General features: G+C 71.6%; 10 protein-coding genes. 4 read left to right on the forward strand and 6 right to left on the reverse strand.

Annotation, left to right across the window (positions count from 1 at the left end; genetic code table 11):
* Positions 1-54: 54 nt before the first annotated feature.
* Positions 55-2154 (forward strand): tetratricopeptide repeat protein, encoded by a 2100-nt coding sequence (locus tag OHT76_RS35600; protein WP_328874971.1) that lies wholly within the window; start codon positions 55-57, stop codon positions 2152-2154.
* On the opposite strand, the gene OHT76_RS35605 is transcribed toward OHT76_RS35600, so the two are convergent.
* Complete coding sequence (locus tag OHT76_RS35605) at positions 2141-3865, reverse strand: hypothetical protein (protein ID WP_328874972.1); 1725 nt, start codon at positions 3863-3865, stop codon at positions 2141-2143. The two genes, OHT76_RS35600 and OHT76_RS35605, sit on opposite strands and share 14 nt — an antisense overlap.
* Positions 3866-4027: 162 nt before the next feature.
* Between OHT76_RS35605 and OHT76_RS35610 the strand changes: the two genes are divergently transcribed.
* On the forward strand, positions 4028-4438 hold the full coding sequence (locus OHT76_RS35610) for a VOC family protein (RefSeq protein WP_328874973.1): 411 nt from the start codon (positions 4028-4030) through the stop codon (positions 4436-4438).
* A 77-nt stretch (positions 4439-4515) separates the two neighbouring features.
* Here OHT76_RS35610 and OHT76_RS35615 read toward each other — a convergent pair whose 3' ends face one another.
* Both OHT76_RS35615 and OHT76_RS35620 read right to left on the reverse strand, forming a co-directional pair.
* On the reverse strand, positions 4516-5862 hold the full coding sequence (locus tag OHT76_RS35615) for an MFS transporter (RefSeq protein WP_328874974.1): 1347 nt from the start codon (positions 5860-5862) through the stop codon (positions 4516-4518).
* 175 nt (positions 5863-6037) lie between these two features.
* On the reverse strand, positions 6038-6703 hold the full coding sequence (locus OHT76_RS35620) for a TetR/AcrR family transcriptional regulator (protein WP_328874975.1): 666 nt from the start codon (positions 6701-6703) through the stop codon (positions 6038-6040).
* 140 nt (positions 6704-6843) lie between these two features.
* Here OHT76_RS35620 and OHT76_RS35625 point away from each other — a divergent pair, with 140 nt between their 5' ends.
* Both OHT76_RS35625 and OHT76_RS35630 read left to right on the forward strand, forming a co-directional pair.
* Complete coding sequence (locus OHT76_RS35625; protein ID WP_328874976.1) at positions 6844-7719, forward strand: shikimate dehydrogenase; 876 nt, start codon at positions 6844-6846, stop codon at positions 7717-7719.
* 11 nt (positions 7720-7730) lie between these two features.
* Positions 7731-9509 carry a bifunctional sugar phosphate isomerase/epimerase/4-hydroxyphenylpyruvate dioxygenase family protein gene (locus OHT76_RS35630; RefSeq protein ID WP_328874977.1) on the forward strand — a complete coding sequence of 593 codons (1779 nt, stop codon included), beginning with the start codon at positions 7731-7733 and terminating at the stop codon, positions 9507-9509.
* Here OHT76_RS35630 and OHT76_RS35635 read toward each other — a convergent pair.
* From OHT76_RS35635 to gnd, 3 genes are read right to left on the reverse strand one after another with little or no spacing between them, the layout of a single operon-like run.
* Positions 9496-10938 carry a pentapeptide repeat-containing protein gene (locus tag OHT76_RS35635; protein WP_328874978.1) on the reverse strand — a complete coding sequence of 481 codons (1443 nt, stop codon included), beginning with the start codon at positions 10936-10938 and terminating at the stop codon, positions 9496-9498. The two genes, OHT76_RS35630 and OHT76_RS35635, sit on opposite strands and share 14 nt — an antisense overlap.
* Positions 10939-10979: 41 nt before the next feature.
* The gene (locus OHT76_RS35640) at positions 10980-11561 is read right to left on the reverse strand and encodes a histidine phosphatase family protein (protein ID WP_328874979.1); all 582 of its coding nucleotides are present in this window, start codon (positions 11559-11561) and stop codon (positions 10980-10982) included.
* An 8-nt stretch (positions 11562-11569) separates the two neighbouring features.
* Positions 11570-12445 carry a phosphogluconate dehydrogenase (NAD(+)-dependent, decarboxylating) gene (gnd, locus tag OHT76_RS35645; RefSeq protein ID WP_328874980.1) on the reverse strand — a complete coding sequence of 292 codons (876 nt, stop codon included), beginning with the start codon at positions 12443-12445 and terminating at the stop codon, positions 11570-11572.

Below are 12445 nucleotides of genomic sequence, written 5' to 3' on the forward strand. Positions count from 1 at the left end.
CTCACCTTCGCCGCACTAGAGTTGGGCTGACCTGGACGGGGGAGTGCGCGGGGCATGATGGATCTGATTTCGGTGGGTGCGATCAGCGCGGTGCTCGCGGCCGTCGGGACCGGGACGGCGAGCGAGGTCGGCAGGCGGGTCGCGGAGACGGCGGGCGGTCTGGTCCGCCGTATCGTGGGGCGCGAGGTGGCCGCCCCCACCACCCCCGGTCAACGGGACGCGGTGGCCCGGCTGGTGCATGAACGGGCCCAGGCCGACCCGCAACTCGCCGCCGAATGGCTCATGTTCGCGCGCGGCGTGCCGGCTCCCCGTGCAGTCCGGCCGAGTGCGCGACCCTGTCTGCCCACCGCCCCACGCTTCTTCACGGACCGTCAGCAAGCCATGAAACTCCTCGACAAGGAGGCATCACGCCCCCACGACGGGCGCCCACGGCTGGCCCAGCTCCACGGTCCTGAAGGCATCGGCACCACCACCCTCGCCTGCCACTGGGGCTGGCGACAGACCGCCCGCTTCCCCGACGGTCAGCTGTACGCCGATCTCGGCACCCTCCCGCCCGAGGTGGTCCTCGGCACTCTGCTGCGCCAACTCGGGCTGCCGGACGATGAGATACCCCCGGCGACCCACGACCGCGCCGACTTCTTCCGGGAGTGTCTGGCCGAACGGCGCGTCCTCCTTGTCCTCGACCACGTGGAGTCCGCCGCGCAGGTGCAGCCGTTGCTCTCCTCGGCACCGGATGTGTTCACGATCGTCGTCGCCCGCCGTCCGCTCGTCGGCCTGGGCGCCCTGCAGATCCCGATCGGGCCGCTGGCTCGGAGGGACGCGATGCAGATGCTGAGGAATCTCGTCGGGGAGCCCGCGGTCAACGCGGCCCGCCCCACCTTGCCCGGGGTGCTCGACCGCTGCGCCGGCCTCCCCTACGCCCTGCACGCCGCCGCACTCAGTCTCACGGTGCCACCCGAGCTTCCGGAGGACAACGCCGTGCCCGAGAGCGACCCGGTCCACGCCGCCGCCGAGGACTCGTACCGCCGACTGACGCCCGGCGCGGCCCGCCTCTACCGGCTCACCGGCCTGCGCGACTGGCCCGCCCTCGACACGACCGCGGCCGCACACGCGGCGGACCTCGACCGGTCCGAGGCCGCCGCTCACCTGGAGGAACTCGCCGAGGCCCTGCTCGTCGAGCGCACCGATGCCGGACGTTACCGCTACCGTCCCGCCCTCCGCTCCCACGCCGAGCGCAAGGCCGCCGCGGTCGACGGAATCGGCCCCTGCTCGGCGGCTGTCGCACGCGTCATCGCGGGCTACCGGGACCTGGCGGTCGGCGCTGCCCAGGCGGCCCTTCCACAGAGCTGGCGGGTCCCCTCGGCTCGTTCGCCGGTGAGCTACCCGGATCCGGGTACGGCCGTCGCGGCCCTCGCCGCGGAGGCGCCCAACCTCGTCGAGGCGGTACACGCAGCCGAGGAGTTCGGTGACCGGGACACCGCGACCCTGCTCTGCCGGGCCCTGTGGCCGCTCCAGCTCAAGGTCGGGCACCACGACGTCCTGCTGCCCGCGTTGCGTGCCGGCGTGCAGATCGCGGACGACCACTTCCCCGGCACCCTGACAGCCGGCGCCCTGCACTTCCAACTCGCCCACTGCCTGATGGAGTTGAGCCGCTGGGCGGAAGCGGAGCCCGAGTCCCTCGCCGCCGCGCGAGAGGAACAGGTGGCCGGACACGCGCGCGGCCACGCCTCCGCGGTCGAGCTGCGCGGCCTGCTGCGGATGCGGGAGTGGCGGTTCGAGGAGGCGTACGCCTGCTTCGAGGAGGCGGCCCGCGTCTACGACACCATCGGGCCCGGAGACGAGGGCAGCAACGATCTCCCGCGTGCCCGTGCCCTGTTGGCGCGTCACCGGGGCCGTGCCCTGGGCCACCTCGGACGCCGGGCGGAGGCGGTGGAGCACCTGAACCGAGCTCTGCGCTTCTTCCGGGACAGCGGCGAGGCCTACAACACCGCCCGCACCCTCACCGACCTCGCCGAAACCCACCTGGACGGCGGCGCGCCAGGCACCGCCCTGCCGTTGATCGACGAAGCACTCGCGGCACTCCAGCAGGAGCGGGCCGACCACCACGTGGCCTGGCTGCGGACGCTCCGGGAGCGATGCCTCAGAGCGGAGTGACGGTCACGGCGTGAGCCGCGTCCCCGGTGCGGACCGTCAGTCCCCGCCCGTACAGCTCCTCCGGCGACCTGCCGCAGGACACCCACGCGTGCAGCGCCGAAGCGTACGCGGCCGGGTCGGCGTCCGACGCGGAGTGCAGCCGTACCAGTACGCCGGCCCGGGTGCGCACCACGCAGGAACCGGCGCTGGTGACGTACGCGGCGAGGGAGCAGTGCGGGTGCCCGCGCAGAACCTCCGCCGTCCACTGGGCCGGTGAGCCGAACCGTGGGTCGTCGGGCTCGCCGTGCCGGAACACCACATCCGCCAGGGCCAGTTGATCCGTCTCGCGGGTGTCCTCGGATACGGCCGTATGGGCCTCGCCCGTCCCGTACGACGCCCGGTGCGGGCCCGCGTACCGGGTGACTGCGATCTCGCACGCCCCCTGGAGCTGGGTGAGAACAGTCAGCGGAACGGTATGCACGGCGGGTTCGTAGGGCGGCAGGGGCAGCGGTTCGAGTCGTGCGGGGTGATCGGGCTCGGGGATGCCCATGACGTCGTAGAAGAGGCGCCTGAGCCGGGCCGCCGACTCGCCGGGGGATGAGCTGACGAACTCGGATGGTTCCGGGGGCGGTTGATGCCGCGAGATAAGCCTCTCCACTTGCCCGCGCAGCGGCAGTGCGGGGTCCAGGCGCGGTGCCGTGCGGACGAAGGCGTGCACCGGGGCGTCCGGGGCCAGGCCGGACAGGGGTGCCGCGCCGAGGAGTACGGGGGTGCCGAGGGCGGCGGCGTAGTAGGTGACCGAGCCGTGGTCGCCGATCACCGCGTCGGCCGCGATCAGGGCCTGCCGCCAGCCGTGCAGGGGATCGACCAGCGCGAGTCCGGCACGCCGGGCCCGGTCGAGCCAGGCGCGGATCTGGCCGGGGCCGTGTCCGTGCCAGATGTTGGGGTGCAGTACGGCCGCCAGCCGGTACTCGTCCGCCGGGAACTCCGAGGTCAGCCGGGGCAGCAGGGAGGGCAGGACGTCATCGCCGCCGTCACCGAAGAGCGAGTCCGGATTCCAGGTGGAGTTGAGGACGACCAGACGTTGGCCCCGGCCCACACCCAGGGCGCGGCGGAAGCGGTCGCGGTACGGCCGAGCCGCCAACATGCGGTCCCAGCAAGGGTCTCCGGCGAGTACGGCGGTCGGCTCGGCCTCGGGGCAGGCGGCCCGCAGTCGCTCGTACTGCTCGGGGTGGGACAGCACCAGCGCGTCCGCGATCGGCTTCCCGAACTCGTCGAGCAGCCACTCCGGTGACAACCCGAAGACCGGTTCCGACACCGCGCGCCCCGCGCCGGGTGTCGGGTGTCGGGTGTCGGGTGTCGCCAGCCTCTTAGTGTATCCGGCGCCATGGGACAACACGGCCAACTGTCCAGAAAGCGACCGCAGTTGACCGCCAAAGCTCGCTGATATGGCCAACGCGACCGGAGTCCGTACCGCCTGCTCCCACGGCAGCACCGGCACCCCCGTCTGGGCCAGCACATCCCGCACACCGGCCTCGAACGCCGAAGACCCGGGGCACGTTGCCAGCAGCTGCACCCTGAAGTCGTCGTGGAAAAGGGGCAGTACGTCCAGCAGCCGAGTCGCCGCGGTCACGTTGTGGACGACGAGCAGCACCCGATGTCCCCGCCCCCGCGTGGCCCAGCGCGCCGAGTCATCGCCGACCGGCACCCGTATCCATCCGGCCCCCGCCACGCCCACGCCCTGCCCTTCGCCTCGCCCGGCCCTGTGATCGGGCAACCATAACCGCGGGCCGGAGTCCTAGGCCCCTCGGCGCAAGGCCGACGACCGATGGTCCGGCGGACAGGCGTTGCCTAGGCTGCCGAAGAGATCAGGCAGCCAGGAGAAGAGGACCCGATGCCCGTCAACGGCCACAGTCACATCCGTATCGCCCGTCCCTCCCGCGACCTGGCCGCCGCCGAGCGTTTCTGGGGCGAGGGGCTGGGGCTCGGCGTCGTATGGCGGGCGGAGGGTGGAGCGGAACCCGGCGAGCACGATCTGTTGATGCTCGGCTGGCCCGACGCCGACTGGCACCTCGAACTCGTCCACGAGCCCGCCCTGCCCGTCGAACCCAGGCCCACCGAGGAAGACCTGCTGGTGATCTATGTCGACGGGCCCGTGCCGGAGGATCTCGTCACGCGGCTCGAAGAGCACGGCGGCAAGCGCGTCCCGTCGCCGAATCCGTACTGGAACCAGTGGGGTGTCACGATCGAGGACCCCGACGGCTATCGCCTGGTCCTGTGCGAGCGGGGCTGGTCCAACGCCTGACCGCCTGACCGCGTGACCGCCCGAACCCCGGAGCCGCAGGGGCGTCCGGGGTTCGAGGTTCGAGCGAGAGCGCGAGGTCAGGCCGTCACTGTCTCCCGCTGGGCCGCCTCCTTGGGCGTGCGCTCGCCGAGCTGCTCCGTCGGGACCTTGTGGGTCTCGCGCGCCGTCAGTGCGGCGATCACCGGCGGGACGCACAGGGCCGCCGTGAAGAGCGCCACCGCCGACCAGTTGTCGCCGTTCGGTCCCGCGATCTGCGCCGCGAAGGTCACCGCGAAACCGGCGACCGCGAAGCCGATCTGCGTGCCGATCGCCATGCCGGACAGCCGGACCCGGGTCGAGAACATCTCGCCGTAGAAGGAGGGCCAGACGCCGTTCGCGGCGCTGTAGACGACACCGAAGGTCACGATGCCCAGGAGCAGGGTCAGCGGGTAGGAGCCCGTCGAGATCGACCACAGGTACAGGAACATCATCACCGCGCTGCCGGCCGCGCCGGCCAGGAACACGGGGCGGCGGCCGATGCGGTCCGAGAGCGTGGCCCACAGGGGGATCGCGGCGAGCGCGACGAGGTTCGCCAGGGCGCCCACCCACAGCATCGACGAGCGGCTCATGCCGACGGAGTCGCTCGTCGCGTACGACAGCGCCCACACCGTGAAGATCGTGCTCACCGAGGCGACCAGCGCGCCCGCGATCACTCGCAGCACATCCGCCCAGTGCTCGCGCATCAGCACCGCGAGCGGAAGCTTGACCACGCCCTCCGACGCGGCCTGCTGCTCGAAGGCCGGCGTCTCGTCCAGCTTGCGGCGGATGACATAGCCGACGACGGCGACCGCGATGCTCATCCAGAACGGCACCCGCCAGCCCCACGACAGCAGCTGCTCCTCGGGCAGCGCGGCGATCGGGATGAAGACGAGCGTGGCCAGCAGCTGGCCGCCCTGGGTGCCGCTGAGGGTGAAGCTGGTGAAGAAGCCGCGCCGGTTCGGTGGCGCGTGTTCCAGCGTCATCGAGTTTGCGCTCGCCTGCTCGCCGGCCGCGGAGATGCCCTGCAGGACACGGCAGAGCGCCAGCAGCACCGGGGCGAGCGTGCCGACCTGGTCCCGGGTGGGCAGACAGCCGATCAGGAACGTCGACAGACCCATGAGGATCAGCGTGAAGACCATGATCTTCTTACGGCCGACCCGGTCGCCGTAGTGGCCGAGGAAGAGCGCGCCGATCGGACGGGCGGCGTAGGCCACACCGAAGGTGGCCAGCGACAGCAGGGTCGCGGTGGCCGGGTCGGACTCGTCGAAGAAGACCTCGGGGAAGATCAGGGCGGCCGCGCTGCCGTAGATGAAGAAGTCGTAGTACTCCAGCGCGCTGCCGATCCACGCGGCGGTGGCGGCTTTCTTCGGCTGCCCGGGCGGGGCGGCGGGGGTGGGGACGGACACGGCGGCTCCTTTGAGGAAACTCCAACTTAAGGGGAGTGAGCGGCGGGGAGAAGGGCCGGATCTTCGGCTAATTAACCCACTGGATAGTTAGTCCCGGTGGGAAGGGATGTTGCGCCCGCGTTTCCCGCGTGTCAAGGGGTGGTGCCGTACGAGCTGCCGCGTGCCCGGTGTCCGGTCAGCCCGCCGCGCGCTCCGCCGTCAGATAGGCGATCACCATGTCGCCGAGCATCGTGCGGTAGTGCTCGCGCTGGGCGGGATCGACGAGGTCACGGCCGAACAGGGCGCCGAAGGTGTGCCGGTTGGCGACCCGGAAGAAGCAGAAGGAGCTGATCATCGCGTGCAGATCGACGGCGTCGACGTCGGCCGTGAACAGCCCGGACTCCTGGCCCGCCGCCAGGATGCGGCGGATCACGTCCAGCGCCGGTGAGCTGATCCTGCCCAGCTTCTCGGAGGCGGCGATGTGCTCGGCGCCGTGGATGTTCTCGATGCTGACCAGGCGGATGAAGTCGGGGTGCGCCTCATGGTGGTCGAAGGTCACCTCCGCCAGGCGCCGGATGGCCGCGACGGGGTCCAGATGCTCGACGTCGAGCTGCTGCTCGGCCTCGCGGATCACGCCGTACGCCCGCTCCAGGACGGCCGTGAACAGCTGCTCCTTGCCGCCGAAGTAGTAGTAGATCATCCGCTTCGTGGTGCGGGTGCGGGCCGCGATCTCGTCGACGCGGGCGCCGTCGTAGCCGGCGCGTGCGAACTCCTGGGTCGCCACGTCGAGGATCTCGGCCTGGGTGCGGGCGGCGTCACGGATGCGTCCGCCGTGCCGTGCCTGTTCGTCGACGCTGGTCATCGGGTTCCTTCGGGCGAGGGGCAGGTGTCGCGCTCGGTGTCGCGATTGTAAGAGCTCGGCTCGGACCACTTCCTCTGCCCGGGGAAGGAGTGCTATGACTAACGTACTAGTTCGTACATTAATTGCTCTGGAGGTCCGCGGTGCCCAAGGACTCGTTTCTCGTCGGACTGATCGGTTCCGGTATCGGGCCGTCCCTCAGCCCGGCCCTCCACGAGCGGGAGGCCGACCGGCAGGGGCTCAGGTATCTGTACCGGCTGATCGACATCGACGTCCTCGGCGTGCCGCCCGAGCGGGTCGGCGAGCTGGTGCGGGCCGCGCGTGATCTCGGCTTCGACGGGCTCAACATCACGCACCCGTGCAAGCAGCTCGTCATCGAGCACCTCGACGCGCTGTCCGCGCAGGCCCAGGCGCTCGGTGCGGTCAACACCGTCGTCTTCGAGGGCGGGCGGGCCGTCGGCCACAACACCGACGTCACCGGCTTCGCCGCGTCCTTCGCGCGCGGGCTGCCCGACGCGCCCCTGGAGCGGGTCGTCCAGCTCGGCGCGGGCGGCGCCGGTGCGGCCGTCGCGCACGCCACGCTCACCCTCGGCGCCGAGCGCGTCACCGTCGTCGACGCGCTGCCCGAGCGGGCCGCCGACCTCGCCGACTCCCTGAACCGGCACTTCGGCGAGGGCCGCGCCGCCACCGCTTCCCCGGACCGGCTGGCCGAGCTGCTCACCGAGGCCGACGGCATCGTGCACGCCACCCCGACCGGCATGGCCGCCCACCCCGGACTGCCCTTCCCGGCCGAGCTGCTGCACCCCGGGCTGTGGGTGGCCGAGGTGGTGTACCGGCCGCTGGAGACAGAACTGCTCCGCACCGCCCGGGAGTTGGGATGCGCCACCCTCGACGGCGGCGGCATGGCCGTGTTCCAGGCCGCCGACGCGTTCCGGCTGTTCACCGGCCGTGAGCCGGACAGCGCGCGGATGCTCGCGGACATCGCCGAGCTCGCGGACACCGTACCGGCCGTCCCCTAGGAGTCATCGACATGCGTACGTCCATCGCCACCGTCTGTCTGAGCGGATCCCTCACCGAGAAGCTCACGGCCGCGGCCCGGGCCGGCTTCGACGGGGTCGAGATCTTCGAGAACGACCTGCTGGCCAGCCCGCTCACCCCCGAGGAGATCCGCGCCCGCTGTGCGGACCTGGGTCTGAGCATCGACCTCTACCAGCCGATGCGGGACATCGAGGCCGTGCCCGAGGACGCCTTCGCCCGCAATCTGCGCAGGGCCCGGCACAAGTTCGAGCTGATGCGCCGCCTCGGCGCCGACACCGTGCTGGTCTGCTCCAGCGTCGACCCCCGGGCGATCGACGACGACGACCTCGCCGCCCGGCAGCTGAGCGAACTCGCCGATCAAGCACAGGAGTTCGGCATCCGCGTCGCCTACGAGGCGCTGGCCTGGGGCCGTCACGTCAGTACGTACGACCACGCCTGGCACATCGTCGAGACCGCCGACCACCCTGCGCTCGGCACCTGCCTGGACAGCTTCCACATCCTCTCCAGGGGGTCCGACCCCAAGGGCATCGAGGACATCCCCGGCGAGAAGATCTTCTTCCTGCAACTGGCAGACGCCCCGCTGCTCGGCATGGACGTCCTCCAGTGGAGCCGCCACCACCGCTGCTTCCCCGGCCAGGGCGGCTTCGATGTCGCCGGGCTCGTCCGGCACGTGCTGCGCACCGGATACGACGGCCCGCTGTCGCTGGAGGTCTTCAACGACGTCTTCCGGCAGGCCGAGGCGGGCCCCACCGCCGTGGACGGCCGGCGCTCCCTGCTGGTTCTGCAGGAGTCGGTGGGCCTCGCCGAACCGCCCGCCCCCGTCGTCCCCACCGGTGTCGCCTTCGCCGAACTCCTCACACCGGACGCCGAACCGGTCTCGACGGTGCTGTCCGCCCTGGGCTTCGCCCGCGCCGGGCGCCACCGCAGCAAGCCCGTCGACCTGTGGCAGCAGGGCGAGGTCCGGATCCTGGTCAACACCGGCGGGGCCGCGCGTCGCGAGAGCGTCCATCTCGCCGCCATCGGTCTGGAGTCACCGGACCCGGCGGGGGCGGCCCGTCGCGCGGAGACCTTGCTCGCGCCCGTCCTGCCGCGCCGCCGCGCTCCCGAGGACGCGCCGTTGGACGCCGTGGCCGCCCCCGACGGCACGGAACTGTTCTTCTGTACGAGCGAGTGGCGCGGCGATTTCGAGGACGTACTCCATCCGCCCGCCGCCACCGGTGTCACCGGCGTCGACCATCTCGCGCTCACCCAGCCCTGGCATCACTTCGACGAGGCGACCCTCTTCCACCGCAGCGTCCTGGGCCTGCACGCCCAGCCCAGCGTGGATGTCGCCGACCCCTACGGACTGCTGCGCAGCCGCGCCGTCACCAATGCCGACGGCAGCGTCCGGATCGCCCTCACCGTCGGCGCGGCGCCCGGGGACGACACGGTGCACGCCCAGCACATCGCGCTGGCCACAGATGATGTGGTTGTGGCGGCGCGGCGCTTCCGTGAAGCGGGCGGCCGACTGCTCCCGGTCCCCGCCAACTACTACGACGACCTGGCGGCCCGATTCGACTTCGCCGACGGCGAGTTGGAGACCTACCGCGAACTGGGCATCCTCTACGACCGGGACTCGGACGGCGCCTTCCGGCACTGCTACACGCAGACCGTGGGCCGCGTCTTCTTCGAACTCGTCCAGCGTGACGACGGCTATCGGGGCTACGGCGCCCAGAACGCGCCGGTGCGGTTGGCCGCGCAGCACGCCGTACGGGCGGTCACTGGCGGCTGACGGTGCGGGTGACACCGGCCAGGATCGTCGTGGCCAGGATCCAGCCCGCCAGCACCAGGACGTACGCCAGCCACTGCGCCCAGCCCTCCGGCGCGTAGGCCGCCTCCTGGCCGAAGGAGATCACCGGGACCAGCAGGTCCAGGGTGAAGAACACCGGGTTGAAGTCCGGTGCCTCGGCGGGTTTCAGCGCGGGCGGCGGGGCGAGCGCGTAGGCGACCGAGCCGATGGCGAGCAGCGACAGGAGCCAGCCGAAGGCGCGCAGGGGGCGGAAGCCGTAGCCGACGGCGGCGTCCTGGACGTGGCCCCACAGTCGGCCGTACCAGGAGAGCGTCGAGCGGTGGCGGCGCTGTTTGGCGAGCTGCACCAGGCGGGCGGCGTGGTCGTCGCCGCTGCGGCGGTAGGCGGCGGTCAACTGCTCGTAGCCGTGCGGGTCGAAGGCGTCGCCGTCCCGCTCCAGCATCGGCAGTCGGCGCTCGACCGGCTCGTGCGGGGTGAGGAAGGTGTACGTGAGGTCCAGCACCCGCACCTCGTCCGGCAGCATCTCCGGTTCCAGGTCGAGCTGTTCGAGCTGGGAGCGGCGCAGATTGATCCGGCCCACGACCGGCGGGCCGCCGCGCAGCCAGATCTCGGCGATCACGGAGCTGCTCGCCCGCAGCGCCGTGCCGCCCGGGTTCGACAGGCCGGCGCGCAGCAGGTCGAGGCGTCCCGGTATGCGGGCGCCGCGCAGATCGACCCGGCCCTCGGCACGCAGCCGCCGCCCGAGCAGATTGGCGCCGACCTCCAGGGACTCGGCGTCGAGGACGGTGCCGCCGGGGTGGCTCAGTGAGGCGTCCTCCAGATTGATCGTGCCGGCCACCCGGGCACCGTTCAGCTGGATCTCGCCCTCGGCGCGCAGCCCCGGCGCGCACAGGTCGTCCTCGATGGCGACCTGGTTGAGCCGCAGGGCGGGCCGGTCGGAGTCCGCGGCGGTGAGCCGCGCACGTTCCAGGAACAGCGCCCCGGAGATCTGGGCGCCGCCTAGATGGACCGGACCGCTGAACCGGCAGTCGCTCAGCCGCAGGCTGCCGTCCACCCGGATACGGGCCGCCGACAGACCGGGCAGCTCGGAGCCGCTGAGGTTGAGATAGCTCAGCTGGGCGCCGGAGAGGTCGGGGGCGGCGTCGAAGTGGCAGTCACTCAGCCGTACGACGCTCTCGACGGCCGCGTACTTCAGATTCAGGACTCCGGTGATGCGGGCGCCCGCGAGTTTCACGGCGGCGATCTCGCCGGGTTCGTGCGGCCCGTTCAGCAACAGGGCCCGCAACACCCCTGCACGCACGGTCGGTTCGGGGCTCGCCCCGTCCGGGTCGGTACGGAAGTCCACCGCCGTACCTGTGGCGAAGGCCCGCCAGACGCGCTGTTCGGCCGGTGTCAGATCGTTGATCTCCATCAGCCGCGACTCTGGCGGGCCTCCTGGCCGGTGTCAAACCTCTATGCCCGTACGTTCCATTCGGCGATGACCGGTCGCCCGTGCTCCGTCGACAGCCGGCTCACCGTGCCGGTCGCCAGCTGGAACAGCCGGCCCTCCGCCGGGGACAGCCCCAGCCGCCGTGCGGTCAGCACGCGCAGGAAGTGGCCGTGGGCCACGAGGACCACGTCCCCCTCAGCTTCGTCCACCCGGGCCAGCACGCGGTCGGCCCGCTGCCCCACCTGCTCGGGCGACTCACCGGGGTGCTCCTGCGGGCCGGGCGGGACGCCGTCGGTCCACAGGTACCAGTCCGGCCGGGTGCGGTGTATCTCGAGCGTCGTGATGCCTTCGTAGGCGCCGTAGTCCCACTCGTGGAGGTCGTCGCAGGGCAACGCCCCTGTCACGCCCGCGAGTTCGGCGGTGCGCCGCGCTCGGCCCAGTGGGCTGGTCAGGGCCAGGGAGAAGGTCCGGGACGAGAGGAGTGGAGCGAGCGACTTGGCCTGTTCCTCGCCGTGCCCGGTGAGGGGCAGGTCGGTCCAGCTGGTGTGCTGTCCCGACACGCTCCACTCCGTCTCGCCGTGGCGGACCAGCAGGAGATCCCCCACCGCCGGACCTACTTCGACTCGACGGCGTGGCCGCCGAACTGATTGCGCAGCGCCGCGATCATCTTCATCTGCGGGGAGTCCTCCTGGCGGGAGGCGAACCGGGCGAAGAGGGAGGCGGTGATCGCCGGGAGGGGTACGGCGTTGTCGATGGCCGCCTCGACGGTCCAGCGGCCCTCGCCGGAGTCCTCCGCGTAGCCGCGCAGCTTGTCCAGGTGCTCGTCCTCGTCGAGGGCGTTGACCGCGAGGTCCAGCAGCCAGGAACGGATGACCGTGCCCTCCTGCCAGGACCGGAAGACCTCCCGGACGTCCGTCACGGAGTCGACCTTCTCCAGCAGCTCCCAGCCCTCGGCGTAGGCCTGCATCATCGCGTACTCGATGCCGTTGTGGACCATCTTCGCGAAGTGCCCGGCGCCGACCTTGCCTGCGTGGACATAGCCGTACGGGCCCTCCGGCTTGAGCGCGTCGAAGAACGGCTGCACCTTCGCCACATGCTCGGCGTCGCCGCCGACCATCAGCGCGTAGCCGTTCTCCAGGCCCCAGACGCCGCCGGAGACACCGGCGTCGACAAAGCCGATGCCCTTCTCGCCGAGCTCCTTGGCGTGCTTCTCGTCGTCGGTCCAGCGGGAGTTGCCGCCGTCGACCACGATGTCACCGGGGGACAGGAGCTGCCCCAGTTCGTCCACGACGGACTGGGTGGCGGGCCCGGCCGGGACCATCACCCAGATCACGCGCGGTCCTTCGAGCCTGTCGACCAGTTCGGCGAGGGAGGCGACGTCGGCGAGGTCCGGGTTGCGGTCGTATCCGACGACGGTGTGGCCTGCGCGGCGGATCCGCTCGCGCATGTTGCCGCCCATCTTGCCGAGGCCGATGAGTCCGAGCTGCAT

Origin of the sequence: Streptomyces sp. NBC_00287 (genome assembly GCF_036173105.1) — a bacterium.
In the GTDB taxonomy this organism is placed as follows: Bacteria; Actinomycetota; Actinomycetes; order Streptomycetales; family Streptomycetaceae; genus Streptomyces.